Below are 22,793 nucleotides of genomic sequence, written 5' to 3' on the forward strand. Positions count from 1 at the left end.
AATGATGCTTCCATTAAGTGCGTTTTTTATAACTTATACGCCGCTTGCTTCTCTATATTCTAAGTTGAGCGTTTCAGCAGTCTTGGCGTGCACCTCACGAATAAGCTCCGGATGTTCTCTCAGTGACACACCATAAGACGGGATAATTTCTTTAATTTTTGGTTCCCATTCATCCATACGCTCCGGAAAACATTTTTCGATAATTTCAAGCATGATTGAAGCAGCAGTTGAAGCACCAGGTGAGGCACCAAGCAGTGCGGCAATTGTACCGTCTTCAGAATTGACAACCTCTGTGCCAAACTGAAGCGTGCCACGGCCGCCCTTTTCAGTATCTTTGATAACCTGTACGCGCTGGCCCGCGGTTACGAGCTCCCAATCTTCGCTCTTGGCATCAGGAATAAACTTCCGCACCTCTTCCATGCGCTGTTCTTTTGAGAGCATCAGCTGACGGACCAAAAATCTGGTCAGCTGCATATTCTTTGCGCCGGCTGCCATCATTGTAAGCGCGTTATCCGGTTTGACGGTCCCCAATAAATCCAAGTTTGACCCGGTTTTCAAAAACTTCGGTGAAAAGCCGGCAAACGGACCAAACAGCAATGTTCTTTCGCCTTCAATATAACGCGTATCCAAATGTGGAAGTGACATAGGCGGCGCGCCGACCTCGGCTTTGCCGTAAACTTTGGCATCATGCTGGTCGACAACGTCCGGATTGTTGCACACCATAAACAGACCACTTACAGGAAAGCCGCCCACGTGCTTGCTTTCCGGTATGCCTGTTTTTTGCAGCAATGGCAAAGCGCCGCCGCCACCGCCGATAAAGACAAATTTCGCGGTGTGATACTCAAGGGTATTATCTTCATAGTTTTGAACCTTGACTTCCCACTTGCCGTCTTCAGTGCGCTGAATGTCCTCAACCAAATGATTGTAATGAATGTTAACATTTTGTTCTTCGAGACGGGACAGCAATTTACTTGTCAGCACACCAAAATTGATATCAGTGCCTGTATCGATTTTAGTCGCCGCAATTGGCTCCTCAACATCGCGGTCCCTCATAACGAGTGGAATCCACTCTTCTAACTTTTTTGGGTCATCGGAAAATTCCATTCCTTCAAACAAACGATTCGCTGTCAGTTTTTCAAACCGTTTCTTCAAGAACGCAACATTATCTTCCCCTTGAACAAAGCTCATATGGGGAAGCGGTCGAATGAATTCTTCAGGATTATCAATCTGTCCGCTATTTACAAGGTGGGACCAAAACTGCCTTGACTCCTGAAACTTTTCGTTAATGTTTAATGCCTTTGTGATATCAATCGATCCGTCCGGCATTTCAGGTGTGTAGTTAAGCTCGCATAACGCTGAGTGGCCTGTCCCGGCATTATTCCATACGTTCGAGCTTTCCGCACCAGCGCTTTGAAGCTTTTCAAAAACGGTGATGTTCATGTCTGGTGCAAGTTCTTTTAAAAGGGATCCCAACGTCGCACTCATGATGCCTGCGCCGATCAGGATTACGTCTGATGTCATTTGTTTGTTGCTCATTTTTCCCCATCCCTTACCCATTAAGTTTGCAGAAAGGATGAAAGCGCTCTTATCAAGGCGTCACATGCAAAAAGGACGCAAATTCCCGCCGCCCATCTTTTCTGAATTTATATATTCACATTATAGTGTATCATTATTAACTGGAGAATAAAATATTTTCTTATTTTTAAAATTGACCAGTCATCCGGAACCTGAAAGAAACACCCAAAATAAGAAGCGTGGTATTTACGCCATTTTTATTGGCCCTACCACGCTTCTTATTATAATTATTAAAGTGTTATTGCCCGCATTGATTAGTCAACGATTGTAACGTCGACTGTGCGGACGCCCCAGCTGTATGCTTCGTCTTTTGTCGGGACATGAACGTCAATTTTGTTGCCGTTAATCGCGCCGCCTGTATCTGCTGCAATCGCTGTGCCATAACCTTCAACGTGAACTTTTGAACCCAATGGGATAACGTTCGGGTCAACTGCGATTACTTTTTTGTTTGGATTGGCGTTCAGGTCAACACCAGTTGCTGTCACGCCTGAGCAACCAGCGCAGTCAGCGGTATAAGCCGTTGCTGATACTGTCACAGTCTTGCCTTCCGGATCGTTCTGTGAAGAAGATGCTTCTGCAGCGGACGCTTCGTTAGAATCATTGCTGCTGGCTGTTTGTGCCGGTTCACTTGATGTTTCCGGTTCAGCTGATGCTTCAGATTGACTGGATTTGTTGGATGAACTTTCAGACGGTTCAGAAGCTGACGCGTTTTCGTTTTGTTCTATGTTAGCACCATTCAAGTCCAGCTCTTGGCCAACGACAATGATATCTGAATTTAAGTTATTCCATTTCTTCAGTTCATTGACCGACACATCGTTTTCCTTACTAATGCCGAATAATGTATCACCTTTCTCAACTGTGTATAATTCATCGAGGTATAATGTTTGTTTTGGCTGAATTGTTGTTGTATTTAAGTCGTTTATTTCAACTAGTTCCTCAACTGTCGTATCCTTTTCCTTTGCGATTCCCCAAAGGGTATCACCTTTTTCAACTTCGTACTCCGCTGCAGATGCCGTGGTTACTGTAGCGCCAGCAAGAAAAACACCTGTAGCAATTGAAGCTACCAATTTCTTCATAGGTAGTTCCCTCCTTTAATTTCTCACAAAACTTATCCTAACACGGCGCAACAAGGTTTGTGGTTACAGGAGAGTTAAGAGTTATTTACAAGATATATCCAATTGACAGAAAAATATTACAAGCTTTAAAAACACATTTTAATAATTGTTTTTACTTCATGTGTCGGTAATTTTCGCTCTAAAAAATTATTTCCCGGGGAATATCGACAATAATAGACTGGAATATTCGACAAGCAGTCGTTTCTACTGATTATTATTTCAAAATATTATGTTACGATATAAGAAACTATATTAATCAGGTGGTGAGAAAAATAGATAAACAAGACTTTATGGCCTTGGCAGAACAGGCCTATGATACATATGAACACAAACCGGAAAATATCTTTTTGTTTAAATTTTTTCAATTTGATTTCGATTATAATGAGGAAGAGCGAACGTGTACGATAACATGTCCGATTAATGACTTGATGCTCAATCCGACTGGTATCGTGCATGGTGGTGTGTTTTCATTTATCGCGGATACAGCGATGGGGCATTTAAATTTTCATTATAAAGACGCACCATACGTCACATTGGATATGAATACAACGTATTTCAAAGCAGTGTCGTCAGGAAATATTTTCGCAACTGCTCGCTATAGCAAGGAAGGTTACAAAATATCCTTTATTGAATGTGAAATAAAAAATGAAAACGACGATGTCTTATGCAAAACAACTGCCACCTTCTACCGATATGAAAAGAAAAAATAGAAAAGGAGGGTATAGCGGGTGAGTCGGATTCGACCCGCTATATTGCTTGTTTCAGATGAATGCTGCAGTTATTCACAAAACATTTTTACCAAAAAATATCGCTATGTAATGACACAGTGAAAAGAATGCTTCCAACATCAAAAGCAGAAACAACCTTTCGTTTTTCAGTGATTTTATTTATGGTACGGTTCTCCGCGCATAATGCGAAACGCCCGGTAAACTTGCTCCAACAAGATCATTCGCATCATTTGGTGCGGGAATGTCAGCTTGGAAAAGGACAATGCCAGGTCACTGCGCTTCTGAACGTCTTCGCTCATACCGACCGATCCGCCGATGACAAAAGCTACTTTGCTTTTACCGTACGTTGCCAGCTCATCCAGTTTGGCAGCAAATTTTTCTGATGTCAGCATTTTTCCGTCGATTTCGAGCGTGATGACATAGGCGTCCTGACTGATGTGAGAAAGAATCCGCTCGCCTTCCTTCTGTTTAACGTCTTTTATCTCAGCCTCACTCATATTATCCGGCGCCTTTTCATCCGAAACTTCCTTGACTTGGACTTTCGCATACGGGCCAAGCCGCTTCAGATATTCCTCAATACCCTGCTTCAAGTATTTTTCTTTAAGCTTTCCCACAGCAATAATGGATATGTTCAATGGCGGTCACCCTTTTCGGTTTATTTTTTTCAGTTTAACAAATCTATAGGGCAATAAACATACATCAAGGGCTTAGTGTCAGACTCAAACCGGCAAAAAGGACATTTGCCAACAAAAATGACGATACCATCGAAGTATCGCCATCATGTTTCAGTCCCGCTTCTCGTTTCCTGCTTTTTTCTGGTCCACGTACCACGTCAGAGGCTGATCAGAGCTTTTCATCAGTTTATAGACATATGAAGAGGTCAAATTGTAACTGTCCTCGATTTTTTCAGCAATATAGCTGCTTCGCTCAAACAGGATCGCCCGGAATTCGCTTATCTGACGGTGGACTTTTTCCATTAATGCTTCCTGATTCTCAAGTCGCTCGAGCGTATTTTTCTGGGCCTGGTCCTGTTTATCGATTTGTTCGGCCATTTCTTTATTTCTTTCGGCGAGCGCATTCATTTCATCTATCAGCTTCGTGTTGGCTGCATCATACGTTCTCAACTGTTCCATGATTTCCATGCTCGATTCGTTCAACGATTCAACTCTGTCAGCCACATCTTTTTTCATAATGTCTTCCTTTTCAACTAACTGCTGCAGTTGCGTGCCGTTACGAGCGAGCTTTGCAAGCTGTTTCATTACCTCATCTTCAAATACGTCATGTTTCTCTTCGCGCTTCCTGATAGCGCGAAGCTCATCGCTTACATGTTTCCATTTGCCCGCGTTGACTTGTTGCTGGCGGTGATGCAGTTGTTTCACTTCCTGAAATGCATCGGCGAGTTTTTGATTGATTGCCTTCTGGTCATTAAGCATCTCCTGAAAATTATCTTTGTGAAAATACCCCTGGTTCGGCTCAAGAATTTTGCCGCTGTTTTTAAAGACATATGGGTGTTCATGTTGATTGATGAAAAGTCCCATTGAATCACATCCCTTATGGCTATTGATAACAGCCTATGCAATTAAACGAGAAAGCGAAACAACGGGACAGGGGGACGTGATCAGCGTCCCGGTTGATTTCAATTAACGAACTCCTGGCTGCCTAATGCGGGGATTAGCGGAGGGGGACAGATTTCACGTCCCCTTGTCCCCCTTTATGTGAGAATAATACGGGTTTGTCGTCGACGACGGTTTCGATGTGAACGTTGCGGCCCCATAATTGATAAATATAGGGAAGGACGTTTTCGAGATAGTGCAAGTCGAGTTCGATGCCTTCATAGCCGTGTTTTAAATATAACTCGCCGTTTCGTTTGTAATCGCCGTTCTCAACGGTAATGTACGGAAAGCCGCCGTTGACACGTTGTGAAATCAGCTGATCCCGAACATTCTCATAATCTTTATCCGTGATCGTATAGTCACTGCCTTGTTTCTCAAATAAGTACATATCTTCCCGGTTCACAAGCTCCTTGGTTAAATAGTTTCGAATGAATGACTGATCAGACTCGATTTCCCGGACTTCAAAGATTTTTTCCCTTCCTGCATTCGGCTCAGCACCCATCTTCTTCATCTCATCAGTCGGGTTATCAAACCGCTTTTCAATATCTTCAAAGATTTTCACACCCAAATAATAGGGGTTAATCTGGTGTTTTGATGGCTGCACCACACTCGCATTTAATGACGCAAACTCAATCGCTTCATCCGACGTCAGATTTAACTCCCGCAAAATACGCTGATGCCAGAACGAGGCCCATCCTTCGTTCATAATTTTAGTCTCAAGCTGCGGCCAAAAATAGAGCATTTCCTCACGCATCATTGTTAAGATGTCCCGCTGCCAGTTTTCCAGCTCACGACTATGCTCCTCAATAAATAACAGCAAATCCTTTTCCGGCTTGGCAGGGAAGATTTGATCGCGCTTTTTCACAAGCCTTGGCTTAGTGGTCTGTTCATTTCCATCCAATTTCCACAAATCATCATAGGGCGTTTTTGGCTTAGCAAGTTCTTGTTCCACTTCATTATTCGCATCAGCTGAGAGCGTCGGCCGTATCAACGAAGGATCGATATGCTCCTGAATCGATAACACTGCATCGAGAAAGTTTTCAACTTCTTCACGCCCATAAATCATCTCATACCGTTCGATCCGTTCTGCTGTGGCGGTCATACTTTCCACCATATCGCGGCGCGTATTGGAAAATCGCATATTATTTTTAAAGAAATCACAATGAGCGAGGACATGTGCAATAATCAGCTTATTTTGGATAAGACTATTTGTATCAAGCAGAAAGGCATAGCAAGGATTGGAGTTGATGACGAGCTCATAAATCTGGCTTAAGCCAAGATCATAGTGCAGCTTCATTTTATGGAATTGCTTGCCAAAACTCCAATGCGAAAAGCGCGTCGGCATGCCATAGGCACCAAATGTATAAATAATATCAGCAGGGCAGACTTCATAACGCATTGGAAAAAAATCAAGTCCGAATCCGGTTGCTATCTCCGTGATTTCATCAATGGCTCGATTAAGTTTTTGTGTCTCTGTCAAAATTGATCCCTCCAAGTGATCTTTTTATAACCTATGACACAAGCAGGGTAAATTTGACCATAAAACAGATATTAAAATTAAAAGCTGAGTAATTTTAGGATAAAACACATTAAACATTCCCTGTAAGAAAAAACTATGATTGTAACGAAGGCCTTGTGGTTATTCACAAAGTTGTCATGGAATTATTCACCCTTTTAACACCAACCAATTAAAGCGCTTACAAATAGTTGGGTCATTTAAAAATATTCTGTATTCTTGTTTTTAGCGTTTTTTTCATATAAAATGGTATTATCGCTTGTCATTTTAAGTGCACAAAATTAACAAAAAGGGGATGACCGATGAGTACGATAGACGCAACTTTACAATCTGACAAACAGAAGGCAAAGCAATATGTGACGAATGTCTATAACGCCACTGCACAGCGCAATCCTCACGAAACTGAATTTCTGCAGGCTGTTAAAGAAATAGTCGATTCCCTCGTCCCAGTAATAGCCCGCCAGCCTAAATACATGAATTCCGGCATACTTGAACGACTTCTGGAACCGGAAAAAATCATTACTTTCCGTGTGCCTTGGGTCGATGATCAAGGAAAGGTACAAGTAAACCGCGGCTTTCGTGTTCAGTTTAACAGTGCGCTTGGTCCGTACAAGGGCGGTTTGCGTTTTCATCCTTCCGTGAATGCCAGTATCGTTAAGTTTTTAGGGTTTGAGCAAATCTTTAAAAATTCGTTGACCGGGCAGCAAATTGGCGGTGGAAAAGGCGGATCGGATTTCGATCCAAAAGGCAAATCGGATATGGAAATTATGCGCTTCTGTCAAAGTTTTATGACGGAATTGTATCAGCATATCGGCCCTGAAACGGATGTGCCGGCCGGCGACGTCGGGGTCAACTCAAAAGAAATAGGCTATCTGTTCGGGCAGTACAAAAAACTGCGCGGCGCATTTGAAGCCGGGGTTCTGACCGGGAAAGGGATTGGATATGGCGGCAGCCTGGCACGGACAGAAGCAACAGGCTATGGCCTCGTATATTTTGTTCAGGAAATGCTAAAAGACAATGGCCTTGACTTTAAAGACAAAACCGTCATTGTTTCAGGTTCCGGGAACGTATCCATTTATGCAATGGAAAAAGCAATGGAATTCGGAGCGCGCGTTGTTGCCTGCAGTGATTCAGACGGTTATATCTATGATGAAAATGGCATTAACCTGGATACCGTCAAAGAACTGAAGGAAACAGGCAATGAGCGAATCAGTGAGTACACCGAAAAGCATCCCAACGCAGAATACTTTGAAGACTGCACACAAATCTTTTCACTTCCGTGTGATATCGCATTGCCGTGTGCAACGCAAAATGAAATTAATGAAGAAACTGCCAAAACGATGCTTAATAATGGCGTGAAAGCAGTAGGCGAAGGAGCAAACATGCCATCGTCTAATGAAGCTGTAAACTTATTTCTGGAAAACGATATTTTATTTGCTCCCGCAAAAGCGGCAAACGCTGGCGGTGTAGCTGTTTCCTCATTGGAAATGGCACAAAACAGCAGTAAAATAGCATGGTCGTTTGAAAAAGTTGATAGCCGCCTTCAGGAAATTATGAAAGATATTTATCAAAACAGCATGAAGGCAGCAGCAGAATACGGTGTGCCGGGCAATCTTGTCACCGGTGCAAATATTGCCGGTTTTATTAAAGTTGCCGATGCCATGACTGAACAAGGTGTTATATAAGAACTAAAACTGTCTCAAAAATTTGAGGCAGTTTTTTGTGTTAACGCGCTGTAAAAATTACCACCGATCCTTTCTGCATGCTCCTTTTAATCCTGCTCATCCTATAGACAGGAGGGTTGAATATGGACGTGCAATTTTTAACAGTGGAAGAGTTCAATGAATTACTGCAGCAATGGCATGGAGAGGTCATTAAAATCTCCAAGCATGAATTAGACGATTTGGATGAAACCTCAATGGTGCTTCAAGATACTTCATACGCCCGTAATACCCGGCGTCTGGATGATTACGAACCGATGCATGCATTAAATCTGAACGGCGAAGGGACGATGAAAACCGATGCCGCAAGCTCTCAGCCGCTGCCATCATCTGTCTATGAAATCCCACTCGAAGACAATACGCTGTATGAGTTTGACGGTCAGCACTTTCTGGTGAGCACTTCCCGTGGTGTGTATAAGATTGAGAAAGCGTGAATTGGTGAAAGGGAGGAAGCTGCGCTGTAGATTTGGCTGGAATCGCTGTAGATCGGCCGATAATCGCTATAGTTCGAGCAGAAACCGCTGTAGTTTTACCGATAATCGCTGTAGATCAACTGAAAGCACCATTAAATGAAAAAACCTCCGCAGGGAGCGGAGGCTTTATACAGTTGCTGTCTGTTTATGAAAAAACGTTTTTAATGCGTGATACACATCTTCCTTGCCTTTTAAAATATAATGACGGAATTTCGGGTTATCAAACTCCCGGTACGCCCGCATCAGCGTTGACTGACGCTGATACATATTAACTTCGGCATAGCCGAACATATTCGAAACATCCATAATTTCGTTTACAAGGCTGATGCACCTTGGGTTATCGGATGTGATGTTCTCACCGTCTGAAAAGTGAAACGGGTAAATATTGTACCGTGACGGCTGGTAATCTTCCGCTATAAGTTCCAGTGCCTTCTCATATGCTGATGAACAGATTGTTCCGCCGCTTTCACCTTTTGAGAAAAACGCCTCTTCAGAGACAACCTTTGCCTCGGTATGATGCGAGATAAAAGCAATTTCCACACTTTCGTACTTGGACCGTAAAAATTTCATCATCCAGAAAAAGAAACTCCGGGCAAGATATTTTTCAAAATTCCCCATCGATGCACTTGTATCCATCATTGCAAGGATGACTGCCTTTGACTCCGGATTAACGACATCGTTCCATGTCTTGAAACGTAAATCATCGTTATGAATCGGTGTAATTTGAGGTTCGCCTTTGATGGCATTGCGTTTAAGCGCCGTTAAAATGGTCCGCTTTTTATCGACATTGCCCATAAGTCCTTTTTTGCGGACGTCATTAAATTCGACTTTTTCAGTGGTAACTTCCGCTTCTTCTTTCTGTTTCAAATCGGGCAGCTCAAGCTCTTTAAATAACACTTCTTCAAGTTCTGCCAGTGATACTTCCGCTTCATAATAATCGCTTCCCGGATCTTCACCGGCTTTTTTTCCCCGGCCTTGACCGCTTTTTTCCCCACCGTTCGGGTCACGTGCGATGACATCGCCGACTTCGCTGTCACCGTCGCCCTGCCCGACATGTTTTGATTTATTATAGTTATAGCGGATTTTGTATTCATCCAATGAGCGGATTGGGATTTTTATGACATCCCGGCCGTTTGACATAATAATATTCTCTTCGCTGATAAGATCAGGCAGATTATTGCGAATCGCGTCCTTTACTTTATCCATATGACGCTTTTGATCCTGATGGCCTTTGCGGTGGAGGGACCAATCTTCCTGTGAGACAGTGTAATTTTGGTGTTCTTCCTTCACATTTTCCCCTCCTTATCCTTTTCCTTCAGTCTATGCAGACACGTCCCGTATTGATTGTTGTTCCATCACGGATTATTGAAAAAATAACAAGGACTGATCGCCATCAGCCTTGTTATTTTTCAATTGTTTACCGGTTCAGCAGGCTGCCGACATACCGCAGCAGTTCGTTGGCAGATACAGAGTTATAGCCATACTCATCAATCAGGCGGGCAATAACTTCATTAATTTTCTTCAGCTGTGATTCATCCGGCGTTTGAGATGTTGTCGTAATTTTGACGACATCTTTCAAATCGGCAAACAATTTTTTCTGAATGGCTTCCCGAAGCCGTTCATGTGAATTATAATCAAAGCGCTTACCTTTGCGGGCATAAGCAGAAATTCGGATGAGTATTTCCTCTCTGAAGGCTTTCTTCGCATTTTCCGAAATACCAATCTGTTCTTCAATCGAGCGCATCAATTTTTCATCCGGGTTCATTTCCTCACCCGTAAGCGGATCACGCAGTTTAGTCTGATTGCAATAAGCTTCCACGTTATCCAGGTAATTATCCATCAGCGTCTTGGCTGATTCTTCATATGAATAAACAAAAGCCTTCTGCACTTCCTTCTTCGCAATTTCATCATATTCACGTCGTGCCACAGCGATATAGTTCAGATAGCGTTCCTTATCCTCTTCGGATATTGACGGATGCTGCTCAAGTCCATCTTTCAATGAACGCAGCACATCGAGCGCATTGATCGACGACACTTCTTTACGGATAATCGTTGACGAAATCCGATTGATGACATAACGCGGATCAATTCCACGCATCCCTTCATCAGGGTATTCCTTCCGCAGCTCATCGACATCAACCTGATTATAGCCTTCAACACTGTCACCGTCGTAAAGACGCATTTTTTTCACGATATCAACACTTTGTTTTTTCGACTCTTCAAGCCGCGTCAGAATCGAAAAAATAGCTGCTACCCTGAGGGCATGTGGTGCAATATGCACGTGGGCCATATCACTTTCATTAATCATTTTCTGATAAATGCGTTCTTCCTCAGTCACTTTAAGGTTATACGGAATCGGCATGACGATAATCCGAGATTGCAACGCTTCGTTTTTCTGATTGGCAATGAACGAACGGTATTCTGCTTCGTTCGTATGCGCGACAATCAGTTCATCCGCGCTTATAAGCGCAAAACGCCCAGCCTTAAAATTGCCTTCCTGGGTAAGGGAAAGCAGGTGCCAGAGAAACTTCTCATCACACTTGAGCATTTCCTGAAATTCCATCATGCCGCGGTTTGCTTTATTTAATTCCCCGTCAAACCGGTAAGCACGCGGGTCAGATTCAGATCCATAACGTGCAATCGTGGAAAAATCAATACTGCCGGTTAAATCGGCTATATCCTGTGATTTCGGATCGGAGGGACTGAATGTGCCAATGCCGGTTCGCTTATCCTCAGATAAAAAGATTCGCTCAACCATGACATCCTCAATTCTGCCGTCATATTCCTTCTCCAATCGCATCGCATTCAACGGTGACAGACTGCCCTCAATCCGGATACCATATTCGTCATAAAAATCATCACGCAAGTGCGGTGGTATCAGATGTAGGGGATCTTCGTGCATCGGGCAACCTTTAATGGCATAGACCGCTCCTTCATCCGTCCGTGAATATTGCTCAAGCCCACGTTTCAGCATTGTTACAATCGTTGACTTCCCGCCGCTGACCGGCCCCATCAGCAGCAAAATCCGCTTCCTGACATCAAGCCGTTTTGCTGCCGGATGAAAATATTCCTCCACAAGTTTTTCAATCGCATCCTCCAGCCCAAAAATTTCCTCGCCAAAAAAGTTATACATTTTGTGGCCATTTCTTTCCGTCAATCCGGAATTTTTAATCATATTATAAACGCGTGAATGAGCTGTTTGCGCGACTTCAGGTTTTTCTTTCACAATCTCAAGGTACTCTGCAAAAGTCCCTTCCCACTTAAGGCGCTGTTCTTCCTCACGGTGATCTCTGACTTTGTTGAGTATATTCATTTACTTCCCTCCATAACTGGTTTTCTCCCGCTTTTACCTTTCAGACAGCTTTTCTATAATAGACTTTATATAGCCTATGCACTGGATTTCTGTAAAATGTTTGTTTTGTTTCGGATTCATAATTCCTGGCTTTTGGCTAAAGCTATTAGAAGCAAATTTTACAAAGGATGATTGCTATGAAAGTTGCAGAGCTTTTCGTCAAATGTCTTGAGGAAGAAGGGGTAAAGTATGTTTTTGGGGTGCCCGGAGAAGAGAATATTGATCTCATGGATGCCTTTTATCACTCTGAGATTGAATTCATCGTAACACGGCATGAAACAAGTGCCGCGTTTATGGCAGCAACATATGGACGTCTGACAGGAACTCCCGGGGTCTGTCTTGCAACACTTGGGCCTGGTGCCACCAATCTAATGACTGGTGTTGCCAATGCAAATATGGACCAGGCACCGCTTGTCGCAATCACTGGTCAGGCAGGTCTGGACCGCCAGCATAAAATTTCTCATCAGTATTATGATCTGATTAATATGTATGAACCGGTCACCAAGTGGAATGCTCAAATAAAATCCGCCAAAATAACACCCGAAGTTGTCCGCAAAGCATTTCAGGTGGCCGGACAGGAAAAGTGGGGGGCAACACATATCGATTTGCCCGAAGATATCGCCGGTATTGAAGTTGATGAAACGACACCGCTCACACCTAATCAACTCCCGCATACGCAAGCAAACGAACGTATTATAAAGCAAGCGGTGAAACTAATCGATAATGCAAAACACCCGCTTATCCTTGCAGGTAATGGTATCAGCCGTCAACAGGCGACAGAAGAATTCAGGGCATTTGTCCAGCACACACAAATCCCCGTTGTACATTCCTTTATGGGCAAAGGTGCAATTTCCTGGGAAGACGATCTGAGCCTCCTGACGGCAGGAATAGGGGGCAATGATTACATTACATGCGGGTTCAATGAAGCGGATTTGATTTTAACCATCGGGTTTGATATGGCAGAATATCCGCCAAAAAACTGGAACAGAAGCAACACACCAATCATTCACATTGATACAGCCGAGGCCGAAACCGATGCCAATTATCCTGTCGCATATAATATAATTGGTGATTTACAAACTAATCTGCAGCAGCTCAGGGAAAACCTCGTCAGTAACAACCGTGACAACTCATGGGTTGCCAACGTTAGAAAACAGGCACTCAATGAACTTGAAATATTTCAGAATGACGGGAACTTTCCTATGAAACCGCAAAAGATTATTTCAGACTTGCGCGCTGTACTAAAGGAAGATGATATCGTCATCTCAGACGTGGGCGCTCATAAAATGTGGATGGCCCGTATGTATCACACTTATCAGCCAAATACATGCCTCATTTCAAATGGCTTAGCGTCAATGGGGGTAGCCGTTCCGAGTGCTATTGCGGCTAAAATGGTTAACCCTGAACGTAATATTGTCGCTGTTTGCGGTGACGGCTCTTTTCAAATGACCGGAGCCGAATTGGAAACTGCCAAACGGCTCGGTCTCCCGATTATTGTTCTGATGTGGCGGGATGATGGCTATGGACTCATCGAATGGCATCAATTAAAGAAATTTGAAAACGCATCATATATTAAATTTGGCAATCCGGACTATGAACAGCTCGCGGCTTCATATGGGTTTGACGTGGTGAGCATCACAAAAGCCGAGGAGTTGAAACCTGCGCTGGAAAAGGCCGCTAATGGCAACGAGCCAGTTTTCATTGATTGTCCGGTAGATTACAGCGAAAACATGAAATTAACCGAAAAACTTGGAGACATTATTTGCTAAAGGTTGGAAAGGAGGCCATAGTGCATGATAGGCTCAATTATTAATGGTAACGTCATTAACACAAGCAGTAATTCACTAACAGTCAGAAACCCGTATAATGACGACGTAGTGGCAGAAATCGCCCTTGCTGCAAACAATGAACTTGAGCAGGCTGTTAACGGCGCATTCGATACGTTTCATAACACGATGAAAGAAATGCCTGCCCATACACGGTCAGACATCCTCCGAAAAACCGCAGACTTAATGGAGGAGCGGGCGGAGGAATTTGCTGAAACAATTATGAAGGAAGCCGGCAAGCCCATTTTTTTCAGCCGCGGGGAAGTGCAGCGATCGATTCAAGTTCTCCGGTTCGCCTCTGAAGAAGCCAAACATATCAGCGGCGAAGTGGTGCCAATGGATGCGGCAATTGATGGCGACGGACGCCTGGGGCTCGTTAAACATGTCCCCCTTGGTGTTATCGCAGCCATCACACCGTTCAATTTTCCATTAAACTTGTCGCTCCATAAAATTGCGCCTGCCATAGCAGCGGGAAATACAGTTATTTTTAAACCCGCGGAAAATACACCTGTGTCGGCTTATAAACTGACAAAACTTTTTCATGAAGCCGGGCTTCCGGACGGTGTTCTCAATCTGCTGATGGGTGAAGGGGAGATTGGTGAAAAGCTGGTGACCCATGATAAAGTGCACAAAATATCATTTACCGGAAGTCTGCCGGTCGGGCGGTCGATTAAAGAATCAGCCGGCTTTAAGGACGTGACGCTCGAACTCGGCTCCAATTCACCTAATATTATATTTGATGATGGCGATATTGATGAAGCTGTCACGAAGCTGGTCAAGGGGGCATTTGCTTTTTCAGGTCAGGTTTGCATCTCGGCACAGCGCATTTATGTTCAGAAGCCCGTCTATGACAACTTTTTAAAAGAATATATCAAGGCGACAGAAGAACTGACAATCGGTAATCCCGCATCTGAGGAAACCGATATCGGCCCTATGATCAGCGAAGAGGAAGCTGAGCGGGCTAAAAAATGGATTGATGATGCGGCTGAAAATGGCGCTATCGTGGCAGCAGGCGGCCAGCGGAATGGCACAATGCTGCAGCCGACCATCATGACGGACGTTAAAAGCAATATGAAAATCATTGCTGAAGAAGTGTTCGCCCCAATTGTTTCGGTTATTCCCTTTGACACGGAAGACGATGTAGTGAGTTATGCGAACGATTCAATTTACGGTCTTCAGGCGGGGGTATTTACCAACAATATCGACCGCGCATTCCGAGTGGCAGATAAGCTCGAAATGGGGGGCGTATGGATTAATGAAATTTCAACCTACCGTCAGGACAATCATCCGTATGGAGGCGTCAAACAAAGCGGCGTCGGCAAAGAAGGTGTAAAATACGCCGTAGAAGGCATGACCGAACGGAAATTTATCGGATTGAAACTGAAAGAATAAGATTAAAAAAGGTTGGGACAAAAGCATCTCTACATTTCTGCAAAGGAAAATGCTAATGTCCCAACCTCTGATATACCTTTATTTAACATTGCGAAAGGCTTCAATAAACTGTTCAGGCGATTCTTTAACCGTATAGACATTGACGCCTTTTTTTGTGTGCAGATAAAGCAGTCCACCCCGCGGCCCGACACGACGATACGACACATCCCAGACAATTTCAAGCGGAAATTCATGATATTTGCTGAGGATACGATCAGTACACAAATATAACGTGCGATCATCCTCAATATAATGTTTGCCTGTAAGGGCAATATACCGTTCGACTTTAACATACGGCTGTTCAGCAATCACTCTCATATGATATTTCCTCCTGAGCGATTACAGATTTTCCAAGAAGACACGAATAACATCGGCACCACCGATAAACGTTCCTATTGAGCTTCCGATATTGGCAAAAACGACAATCAGAAGAATACGTGTCACCTTATTATGCCAGAAACCTTTCACACTATGGACATCTTCGGATAATTCTTCAAAATCACCAACGTGCGGTTTGCGGATAAAAGCCTGGACAATACCGGCAAACCAGCCCGCAGCAATCAACGGGTTCAGCGAAGATATCGGGGCAGCCAGAAAAGCGGTCAATATGGTCAGCGGATGGCCAAGTGCGATGGCCGTCCCAACTGCTGACAGACTTCCATTCCACAAAATCCAGCTAACGGTTTGCTGCCACCCCGCAGATGGGTTGTTAAAGAAAGTATAGGCGATTATGGAGATAATTAAGATCGGAATCGACCAGGCTATGATTTTAGGCACCTTTGATTTAGGAGGCCGTTCATTTAGCTGCTTCAGACTTTGTTCCTTATGAATTTCCTTCGTAATACCAGGCACATGCGCAGCACCCAGCACAGCAACAATTTTTTCCCCCGGTGCATCTTTTATCTTTTGAGAGAGATACTGGTCACGCTCGTCAATCAAGGGTTTCTTCAACCTAGGAAAATGCTCGGTAAACTCTTCCAGCATACTGTCGAGCATGTCTTTTGACTTGAGCTTTTCCAATTCTTCTTCCGAAATGGTTTCCTTACTGAAAATACTGCCGATCACCTGCATCAGCAGCATCGCCTTACCTTTAAAACCAAGATTTCCCCAAATGCGGGAGAAAGTGATTTGAATATCACGATCTGCCAGTACAAGTGCCGCGTCAGTTTCTTTGGCTGATTCAATCCCTTGAATCATTTCCTGTCCGGCTTCAATGCCGAATTGCTTGGCCATGCGTTTTTGAAACGATGAAATTGCCAAGTTCATCAGCAATAAAGTCGCTTTTTTCTCTTTAATGACCTGGAAAATGTCCATGTCACGCCATTTGCTGCCTTCCGTGACAGACTTATACCGCTGCTGATCGAGCTCGACGCAGACAGCATCCGGTGCTTCAGCTTCAATTACTTCTTTAACCTGTTCGGCACTGCTTTTTGATACATGTGCTGTGCCAATCAGTATGTATTCTTTATCATCCAAATGGATGCGTGTGATGTTTTCTTCAGACATATGGTAAACTCCTGTTTTGTTTACTAACGGCACGGCCGTCACCACTTCCGTACTTATTATTTTATCATACTACAGCTTGATTCACCCAACTTATAAAAAAAACCTGGTGCAGGACCAGGCTCTTACATTAAGACATCCACTTCGGCGGGGTATTCTTATCCCAGTAAATTTCTCCAATATCATGATGGTTTTCAAACCCGTCATTCTTAATATGGTAATGAAAATTAAACCAGTAGCCTTCTAAAGGACGGTTCTCGCGCCTGACATCAAATCTGGCAATCTCTGTCCCGCTCCGTTCGTCGTAAATATTAAAAATACGCTCACCAACCCCATCAGACGGCTGTTCAGTAATGGTTAAGTACTGAAAATCATCTTCAGCGATATCCTTTGTTATCATCTGAATGGCGTCTTCAATTCTAGGCAAAATGACCGTCTGAAAGTCATCTTCAACTTTTGGCGCAATCCTCGGACCCATTTTTACCATTGTTTGTTCGACAGCTTTTGTGTGCAAAGCAACCATCGGGTCGTCTTCAAGATGTTCTGTTATGACCTCTTCAGTTTCGTCATTCAGCTCGGGTATAGGTTCCCGTTTATGCGTGCCTGTTTTATCAGGCTGATCTGCTTCAGCTGTTTCATTGCTTTGTTCAGCGTCTGCTTCAATGTCAATCTCCGGAATATATATACCGAGTGTCACAACCGCAACCAATGCTACAGCAAGTTTGCGCATCCAAAGCTTCATCCTGATTATCTCCTCTAGTGTTTTTTAATACGTCAATCTTATCATGAATTCTCATAAACTTCCACGCGAATTCTAAACATTTTATCAAGCTGTTTAAAGGAAAAATTAATCATTTGTGAACGATTTTAATGCTGCGGCATAAGCTTCGTAATCATTGTCTGAAAACAAAACGATCGTGACGTGACCAAAATGATGATCAGATAAAAAATCGGCAATGGTTTTAATAGCTGTCTCGGCAGCCAGTTCAATTGGAAAACTGTAAACACCGGTTGAAATGGAAGGAAAAGCAATACTTGACGCTTCCTCTCCGGATGCAATTTTCAGGGCATTCCGATAGCAATCAGCCAGCTGCTCTTCCTGATTATTAACACGTTCATTCCATACCGGTCCGACTGTATGGATGACGTAGCTCGCCGGGAGATTGTGACCACGTGTCAAAACAGCCTTTCCAGTCGGCAGTTTTTCGCCATTAAGCTGTTTTTCTCTTACTTGTTTGCATTCTTTCAAGAGATCCTTACCAGCTGCCCGGTGTATTGCGCCATCAACGCCACCGCCCCCCATCAGCGTGCCATTGGCGGCATTCACTATGACATCAGTTTCCTGCTGGGTGATATCTCCTGTCATCAGTTCAAGTGTATTGCCGTTAAGCTCGATTTTCATTAACTCACCCTTCCCTGAATTTAGTTCCATTTTCGCTTATACGAGGTTTGACTTCAAATGTTTCAACGTCAGCACAATGTTTTAGAATGATCGACATCGGGAAAGTGAATAAAAAAGTATCTCGTTAAAAGGAGCATCCTATTCATGGAACAGATTCTCTTCATTCAAACAGGCAGCGGTATCGATGTACACGGTCAAGACGTCACAAAAGCTTCAGTTCGTGCTGTAGAAGATGCGGTTTTAACCAATTCAATGCCAGGAATTGAAAAGAGCCTCCCCGGTGAGGATATTGATAACATGAAGGTTAATGTTCGTCTGGCAGTCCCGCTCGACCGTGATAAACTGGATAACGAACAGGTCAAAGATGCAGTGCCATACGGCTCGGTTACCGTCGATGTAACTGACGGTGGCATGGCAACATCAAGCGGCATTATGCTTGATAAAGAAAATGATGAAAACGATCTGATGTACATTGTCAACGCAGCGATTGAAGTTGGTTATTAAATTTTATCTGGAAAAAGGGGCTATTAATTTGAATTAAATACAACGGACGATTAGAGGATTAGCAGGAGACATTTTGCTGAGGGGCAAGCTCGTTTGCTAATCCTCTAAATTATTTCTTGATTACGTTTCTGAATGTGATAAAATAACTCCCAACTTTGTAATTGGGAGGCGCATGATATGTTTTTGTTTGTGATTGATGATGAAATTGCTTTGAAACACCTGGAAATCAACGATGCGGCTCCATTATTCCAGCTGACGGATGAATCAAGAGAAACGTTACGGCAATGGCTGGTCTGGGTTGATCATACCAAATCACCCGAAGATTCCAAGGCGTTTATCGATTCCGTCTTAAAACAGTTTGCCGACAGGAAGGGGCTTACGGCGGGCATTTTATATAAGGGTGAACTCACTGGTGTTGCAGGATTTAATTTTTTTGATTGGACAAATGGCATTGGTCATATTGGCTATTGGCTCGGAACCGGGTATGAAGGAAAAGGTATTATGACCCGTGCCGTACGCGGTTTAATTGACTATGCCGTTTATTCGCTGGAATTAAATCGGATTGAAATACGTGCTGCATACGCCAATCAAAAAAGCCGGGCTATCCCTGAACGGCTCGGTTTTATTCAGGAAGGACAAATTCGTCAGGCAGAGTGGCTTCATGATCATTATGTCGACCACATCGTTTATGGCATGCTAGCCCACGAATGGAAGGATCAGAAAAAGCAGGAATAAGAAAATGCGGGTGATGATCGGCCCGCATTTTTCTATTTCTCACCTTGTTCATACAACTCATCAAAATGACGAACCATTTCAAAGTCCAAATCTGTCAGCCCCTTCATCTGCCAAGAGGATATTTTCATCGTGACGATTTTGTAATCAATTGAAATAAACGGATGGTGCTGCTTGCTTTCGGCATACTCAGCCACTTTATCTACAAAACGCACCCCATTTAAGAAATCCTTGAACCGGTACCGTCTTCCGATCCACTTTTCATCCAGCCGCTTCCAGTCAGGCAAATTCTCCAACTCTTTTTCAATTTGCGCTTCACTCAAACGCTCCATTCCCACACCTCCATCTAATCTAATTCAACCGTATCATGCTGTCCCCTCCAGTTTAACAAATTAATCTCTTTTTCACATCAAATCAACACGTTATCCACAAACTATCCACAGAATTTTGGGGATAAAGTGAAACTTCAATCAGTGGGGAGCTTTTTTTCCCCACTGATTGTTAGTTGAACAGAATCGGACATTTAAGGACAGTTAGCCGGTGTATTTTGACGGCTTACTGTCCTTTATTGCGGGATAACGTGAAATTTCAATCTGGAAAATGATTGTCAAGGTTGTCCGATGAGTTGCATATGTATTAGATATCATATCAACTGGAGTGATTTACAATGCGCCTAATGCGTATATCTGACATTATTTGCTATGCTGTCGGTTATGTATTTTTGACATCCGGGGTTCTCAAGCTTGTTGTAAGTGATTTTAAAGCAACGTTTATGAGTCTTGGGCTTCCATTTCCAGAATCAGTATTATTCCTTGTAGCTATCACTGAAATTGCCTGCAGTGCATTCATATTAGCCCGGATGTATATCAGACAGGCTGCTGCACCGCTCATTTTAATAATCCTCGGCGCTATATTTCTCACTAAACTTCCAATCATTATGAAACAGGGCTTTTTAAGTTTCGCTTTTGAGGCGCGGCTTGATATCGTAATGCTAATACTGTTGCTCCTGCTTTGGCACCATAACCCGGTCAAGCAGCGTTAACGTAAAAACTTATCCCCAAACTTATACACATATGCACAAATGTTCGCAGTTATTTTGGTGCGGAATTTATGTTCCATACTATATTTGGAGTTATTGACATTTTATTCACACTCTGTGGATAACTTTAAAAAAGAAAGCTATCCTTCCGGGAGGATAGCTTTTTAACGCTGTTCAACTAATTCAAATGTCGCTTCCTGTTTTTCACCTTCTCGATAATACGTGACAGTCACGGAATCGCCTATTTCCTTCTCTTGATATAAAATTTTACGCAACTCAATCATATTCGAAACTTGCTTGCCGTCCATTGCTGTAATGACATCTAGACGTTGCAAACCTGCTGTATCTGCCGGCGTGCCGGATTCAACCGTCCACACATAGACACCGCCTTCCACGTCACTCGGAAGGTTCAGCGTGCTTTCCCATTCGGTCTTCGGCACTTCTTCAAGTGAATAGACTTCAACTCCCATGTACGGCCGATCAACCTTACCGGTCGTTTCCAGTTCATCAATAATCGGGCGCGCCGTATCGATTGGAATCGCAAAACCAATCCCTTCCACAGCTTCCTGGTTAATTTTCATTGAATTGACCCCAATAAGCTGGCCGTCTATATTGATTAAAGCACCGCCGCTATTACCTGGATTAATTGCTGCATCGGTCTGAATAACTTCGGCTTGCCAATCCGCCCGGCCATCCTGGTTAAAGTCCTGTGGAATCGTGCGCTGAGTACCACTGATAACGCCCTGTGTTACAGAGCCTAAGAACATCCCCAATGGATTTCCAATCGCTATTGCCGGCTCACCGACTTTTACGTTCTCAGATGTGCCCATAGTGATCGTGTCCTGAACGTGCTCACTGTTCATTTCAAGCACAGCAAGATCCGAAAATAAATCACTGCCAAGTATATCGGCCTCTACCCGTGTGTCATCGGAGAGAATGACTTCCACAGTGTCAGCCCCTTCAATCACATGGTGATTTGTTATAACATAGGCTGAACCATTTGTAGTTTTATAAATCACACCTGACCCTGTGCCAGCTTCTGTCTGCTGCTGGCCTTCTTCCTGCTGCCAAAAATCACCTTGACGCTGGATGTTAATAACGCCAACAACTGCAGGACTTACTTCATTGACCACATCTGTTATTTGCGATGAAATGTTTACAGATACAAAACCATCTGGTGCAGGCTGAGCGCCACTTTCATGATTGCCTCCCGTATTGTTTTCCGTCTCATTAGTCCGGTCCTGAGGCAGGATGTCAGACTGTAAAACGCCAGGCAATGCGATTAGCACTACCGCAATGCCAAGAAATGCTCCTATAAGAGCAGGTCGCAGCCAATGCTTTTTCTTCGTTCGGTGTCCCTGTTCATCATTATCGAAATAACCCATTAACCCTGCTCCTTTATTCAAAGGAATTGTTTAATAAATAGCCAAAATAATAATTACATTATAGTATTACACCAAACGAAATATTATTATCCAACTTCGTATAAAGAAGTCGCTTTTTTTGGATCAGTATCACAAATATCAAGGTTAATGCCGCGCTCTTTTAAAATATTGTCAACTGACATGCGGGCAAGGTCTTTCATATTGTTATCCTGACTTAAATGGGCCAAATAAACCCGCTGCGTCCGATTACTGATTAAATCAGTAAGTGCAAGCGCGCAATCCTCGTTCGAGACATGCCCTGAATCACTTAAAATGCGACGCTTAACATTCCACGGGTATCGTCCCATCCGCAGCATTCCGACATCATGATTTGCTTCAAATATATAAGCGTCCGCATCCTCCACAGTACGCTTAATCCGTTCTGAAACATAGCCTAAATCGGTTACAAGCGCGACTTTTTTTCCATTATTCCGGAAGGTAAAAAACATTGGCTCGGCAGCATCATGTGAGACACCAAACGATTCCACATCAATATCGCCGAATGTCTTCACTTCTTCCATGCCAAAATGAAATTTTTGATCAAGCGAGATTTTGCCGATATCATTTTCCATGGCAGTCCACGTTTTTTCATTCGCATAAATCGGTAAATTATACTTCCGTGCGATGATTCCAAGTCCTTTAATATGGTCACTATGTTCGTGAGTGACCAAAATCCCTGTCAGTTGAGATGGATCAACGGCCACTTCACTGAACAGCCTGTCCATTTGTTTACCGCTTAACCCGGCATCCACTAAAAGCTTTTCCTTGTCTGACTCGATATAAAAAGCGTTCCCGGTACTGCCTGAGGCCAGTACACTAAAACGTAATGTCATTTAACA

At 43.4% G+C, this 22,793-nt stretch carries 22 protein-coding genes; 8 read left to right on the top strand and 14 right to left on the bottom strand.

The window, feature by feature from the left end; translation table 11 throughout:
• Positions 1-33 precede the first annotated feature (33 nt).
• Both mqo and BMZ22_RS05410 read right to left on the bottom strand, forming a co-directional pair.
• The gene (mqo, locus tag BMZ22_RS05405) at positions 34-1,536 is read right to left on the bottom strand and encodes a malate dehydrogenase (quinone) (RefSeq protein ID WP_090082724.1); all 1,503 of its coding nucleotides are present in this window, start codon (positions 1,534-1,536) and stop codon (positions 34-36) included.
• Between the two features lie 293 nt (positions 1,537-1,829).
• Positions 1,830-2,651: a 3D domain-containing protein gene (locus BMZ22_RS05410; protein WP_090082726.1), complete on the bottom strand. Its 822-nt coding sequence runs from the start codon at positions 2,649-2,651 to the stop codon at positions 1,830-1,832.
• 302 nt (positions 2,652-2,953) lie between these two features.
• On the opposite strand from BMZ22_RS05410, the gene BMZ22_RS05415 reads away from it, so the two are divergent.
• Positions 2,954-3,400, top strand: coding sequence for a PaaI family thioesterase (locus tag BMZ22_RS05415; RefSeq protein ID WP_218144022.1), 447 nt, complete (start codon positions 2,954-2,956; stop codon positions 3,398-3,400).
• Positions 3,401-3,573: 173 nt separating this feature from the next.
• Here BMZ22_RS05415 and rlmH read toward each other — a convergent pair whose 3' ends face one another.
• The 3 genes from rlmH to BMZ22_RS05430 all read right to left on the bottom strand — a co-directional run bounded on the left by rlmH (position 3,574) and on the right by BMZ22_RS05430 (position 6,511).
• Positions 3,574-4,053: a 23S rRNA (pseudouridine(1915)-N(3))-methyltransferase RlmH gene (gene rlmH / locus BMZ22_RS05420; protein WP_090082732.1), complete on the bottom strand. Its 480-nt coding sequence runs from the start codon at positions 4,051-4,053 to the stop codon at positions 3,574-3,576.
• A 150-nt stretch (positions 4,054-4,203) separates the two neighbouring features.
• The gene (locus BMZ22_RS05425) at positions 4,204-4,956 is read right to left on the bottom strand and encodes a coiled-coil domain-containing protein (protein WP_090082736.1); all 753 of its coding nucleotides are present in this window, start codon (positions 4,954-4,956) and stop codon (positions 4,204-4,206) included.
• A gap of 133 nt (positions 4,957-5,089) precedes the next feature.
• On the bottom strand, positions 5,090-6,511 hold the full coding sequence (locus BMZ22_RS05430) for a SpoVR family protein (protein ID WP_090082739.1): 1,422 nt from the start codon (positions 6,509-6,511) through the stop codon (positions 5,090-5,092).
• A 338-nt stretch (positions 6,512-6,849) separates the two neighbouring features.
• On the opposite strand from BMZ22_RS05430, the gene gdhA reads away from it, so the two are divergent.
• Positions 6,850-8,232 carry an NADP-specific glutamate dehydrogenase gene (gdhA, locus tag BMZ22_RS05435; RefSeq protein WP_090082744.1) on the top strand — a complete coding sequence of 461 codons (1,383 nt, stop codon included), beginning with the start codon at positions 6,850-6,852 and terminating at the stop codon, positions 8,230-8,232.
• A 122-nt stretch (positions 8,233-8,354) separates the two neighbouring features.
• Entirely contained in the window at positions 8,355-8,702 is a 348-nt protein-coding gene (gene ymzB / locus BMZ22_RS05440) for a protein YmzB (protein ID WP_090082748.1), read from the top strand.
• 165 nt (positions 8,703-8,867) lie between these two features.
• On the opposite strand, the gene yhbH is transcribed toward ymzB, so the two are convergent.
• Positions 8,868-10,031 carry a sporulation protein YhbH gene (gene yhbH, locus BMZ22_RS05445; RefSeq protein ID WP_090082752.1) on the bottom strand — a complete coding sequence of 388 codons (1,164 nt, stop codon included), beginning with the start codon at positions 10,029-10,031 and terminating at the stop codon, positions 8,868-8,870.
• A gap of 127 nt (positions 10,032-10,158) precedes the next feature.
• The gene (locus tag BMZ22_RS05450) at positions 10,159-12,054 is read right to left on the bottom strand and encodes a PrkA family serine protein kinase (protein ID WP_090082756.1); all 1,896 of its coding nucleotides are present in this window, start codon (positions 12,052-12,054) and stop codon (positions 10,159-10,161) included.
• A 176-nt stretch (positions 12,055-12,230) separates the two neighbouring features.
• Here BMZ22_RS05450 and BMZ22_RS05455 point away from each other — a divergent pair, with 176 nt between their 5' ends.
• Positions 12,231-13,862 (top strand): acetolactate synthase large subunit, encoded by a 1,632-nt coding sequence (locus BMZ22_RS05455; protein ID WP_090082760.1) that lies wholly within the window; start codon positions 12,231-12,233, stop codon positions 13,860-13,862.
• Between the two features lie 24 nt (positions 13,863-13,886).
• On the top strand, positions 13,887-15,311 hold the full coding sequence (locus tag BMZ22_RS05460; RefSeq protein ID WP_090082764.1) for an aldehyde dehydrogenase family protein: 1,425 nt from the start codon (positions 13,887-13,889) through the stop codon (positions 15,309-15,311).
• A 78-nt stretch (positions 15,312-15,389) separates the two neighbouring features.
• On the opposite strand, the gene BMZ22_RS05465 is transcribed toward BMZ22_RS05460, so the two are convergent.
• From BMZ22_RS05465 to BMZ22_RS05480, 4 genes are all read right to left on the bottom strand, one after another.
• A complete protein-coding gene (locus tag BMZ22_RS05465; protein WP_090082768.1) occupies positions 15,390-15,668 on the bottom strand; it encodes a hypothetical protein in 279 nt (92 codons plus the stop codon).
• 21 nt (positions 15,669-15,689) lie between these two features.
• Positions 15,690-16,856, bottom strand: a complete 1,167-nt coding sequence (locus tag BMZ22_RS05470) for a TraB/GumN family protein (protein WP_090082771.1) — start codon at positions 16,854-16,856, stop codon at positions 15,690-15,692.
• 127 nt (positions 16,857-16,983) lie between these two features.
• On the bottom strand, positions 16,984-17,595 hold the full coding sequence (locus tag BMZ22_RS05475) for a YpjP family protein (protein ID WP_090082774.1): 612 nt from the start codon (positions 17,593-17,595) through the stop codon (positions 16,984-16,986).
• 105 nt (positions 17,596-17,700) lie between these two features.
• On the bottom strand, positions 17,701-18,255 hold the full coding sequence (locus tag BMZ22_RS05480; RefSeq protein WP_090082778.1) for an O-acetyl-ADP-ribose deacetylase: 555 nt from the start codon (positions 18,253-18,255) through the stop codon (positions 17,701-17,703).
• 144 nt (positions 18,256-18,399) lie between these two features.
• Between BMZ22_RS05480 and BMZ22_RS05485 the strand changes: the two genes are divergently transcribed.
• Both BMZ22_RS05485 and BMZ22_RS05490 read left to right on the top strand, forming a co-directional pair.
• Positions 18,400-18,759 carry a Lin0512 family protein gene (locus tag BMZ22_RS05485; protein ID WP_090082782.1) on the top strand — a complete coding sequence of 120 codons (360 nt, stop codon included), beginning with the start codon at positions 18,400-18,402 and terminating at the stop codon, positions 18,757-18,759.
• Positions 18,760-18,936: 177 nt separating this feature from the next.
• Positions 18,937-19,494: a GNAT family N-acetyltransferase gene (locus tag BMZ22_RS05490; RefSeq protein ID WP_090082785.1), complete on the top strand. Its 558-nt coding sequence runs from the start codon at positions 18,937-18,939 to the stop codon at positions 19,492-19,494.
• A gap of 32 nt (positions 19,495-19,526) precedes the next feature.
• Here the strand turns inward: BMZ22_RS05490 and BMZ22_RS05495 are convergent, their stop codons facing one another.
• Positions 19,527-19,823: a 4a-hydroxytetrahydrobiopterin dehydratase gene (locus BMZ22_RS05495; protein ID WP_090082790.1), complete on the bottom strand. Its 297-nt coding sequence runs from the start codon at positions 19,821-19,823 to the stop codon at positions 19,527-19,529.
• Between the two features lie 335 nt (positions 19,824-20,158).
• Here BMZ22_RS05495 and BMZ22_RS05500 point away from each other — a divergent pair, with 335 nt between their 5' ends.
• The gene (locus BMZ22_RS05500) at positions 20,159-20,533 is read left to right on the top strand and encodes a DoxX family protein (RefSeq protein ID WP_245745223.1); all 375 of its coding nucleotides are present in this window, start codon (positions 20,159-20,161) and stop codon (positions 20,531-20,533) included.
• A 161-nt stretch (positions 20,534-20,694) separates the two neighbouring features.
• Here the strand turns inward: BMZ22_RS05500 and BMZ22_RS05505 are convergent, their stop codons facing one another.
• Together BMZ22_RS05505 and BMZ22_RS05510 are read right to left on the bottom strand one after the other, a co-directional pair.
• The gene (locus BMZ22_RS05505) at positions 20,695-21,915 is read right to left on the bottom strand and encodes a S1C family serine protease (RefSeq protein ID WP_090082792.1); all 1,221 of its coding nucleotides are present in this window, start codon (positions 21,913-21,915) and stop codon (positions 20,695-20,697) included.
• An 86-nt stretch (positions 21,916-22,001) separates the two neighbouring features.
• Positions 22,002-22,787 (bottom strand): MBL fold metallo-hydrolase, encoded by a 786-nt coding sequence (locus BMZ22_RS05510; RefSeq protein WP_090082793.1) that lies wholly within the window; start codon positions 22,785-22,787, stop codon positions 22,002-22,004.
• Between the last annotated feature and the right edge of the window lie 6 nt (positions 22,788-22,793).

The sequence above is a fragment of the Lentibacillus persicus genome, from assembly GCF_900112705.1.
Lineage (GTDB): Bacteria > Bacillota > Bacilli > Bacillales > Amphibacillaceae > Lentibacillus > Lentibacillus persicus.

Coding starts and splice junctions, on each gene's coding strand:
- mqo (WP_090082724.1), bottom strand. CDS start 1,536: ATGAGCAACAAACAAATGACATCAGACGTAATCCTGATCGGCGCAGGC.
- BMZ22_RS05410 (WP_090082726.1), bottom strand. CDS start 2,651: ATGAAGAAATTGGTAGCTTCAATTGCTACAGGTGTTTTTCTTGCTGGC.
- BMZ22_RS05425 (WP_090082736.1), bottom strand. CDS start 4,956: ATGGGACTTTTCATCAATCAACATGAACACCCATATGTCTTTAAAAAC.
- gdhA (WP_090082744.1), top strand. CDS start 6,850: ATGAGTACGATAGACGCAACTTTACAATCTGACAAACAGAAGGCAAAG.
- ymzB (WP_090082748.1), top strand. CDS start 8,355: ATGGACGTGCAATTTTTAACAGTGGAAGAGTTCAATGAATTACTGCAG.
- BMZ22_RS05450 (WP_090082756.1), bottom strand. CDS start 12,054: ATGAATATACTCAACAAAGTCAGAGATCACCGTGAGGAAGAACAGCGC.
- BMZ22_RS05455 (WP_090082760.1), top strand. CDS start 12,231: ATGAAAGTTGCAGAGCTTTTCGTCAAATGTCTTGAGGAAGAAGGGGTA.
- BMZ22_RS05460 (WP_090082764.1), top strand. CDS start 13,887: ATGATAGGCTCAATTATTAATGGTAACGTCATTAACACAAGCAGTAAT.
- BMZ22_RS05465 (WP_090082768.1), bottom strand. CDS start 15,668: ATGAGAGTGATTGCTGAACAGCCGTATGTTAAAGTCGAACGGTATATT.
- BMZ22_RS05470 (WP_090082771.1), bottom strand. CDS start 16,856: ATGTCTGAAGAAAACATCACACGCATCCATTTGGATGATAAAGAATAC.
- BMZ22_RS05475 (WP_090082774.1), bottom strand. CDS start 17,595: ATGAAGCTTTGGATGCGCAAACTTGCTGTAGCATTGGTTGCGGTTGTG.
- BMZ22_RS05480 (WP_090082778.1), bottom strand. CDS start 18,255: ATGAAAATCGAGCTTAACGGCAATACACTTGAACTGATGACAGGAGAT.
- BMZ22_RS05485 (WP_090082782.1), top strand. CDS start 18,400: ATGGAACAGATTCTCTTCATTCAAACAGGCAGCGGTATCGATGTACAC.
- BMZ22_RS05490 (WP_090082785.1), top strand. CDS start 18,937: ATGTTTTTGTTTGTGATTGATGATGAAATTGCTTTGAAACACCTGGAA.
- BMZ22_RS05495 (WP_090082790.1), bottom strand. CDS start 19,823: ATGGAGCGTTTGAGTGAAGCGCAAATTGAAAAAGAGTTGGAGAATTTG.
- BMZ22_RS05500 (WP_245745223.1), top strand. CDS start 20,159: ATGCGCCTAATGCGTATATCTGACATTATTTGCTATGCTGTCGGTTAT.
- BMZ22_RS05505 (WP_090082792.1), bottom strand. CDS start 21,915: ATGGGTTATTTCGATAATGATGAACAGGGACACCGAACGAAGAAAAAG.
- BMZ22_RS05510 (WP_090082793.1), bottom strand. CDS start 22,787: ATGACATTACGTTTTAGTGTACTGGCCTCAGGCAGTACCGGGAACGCT.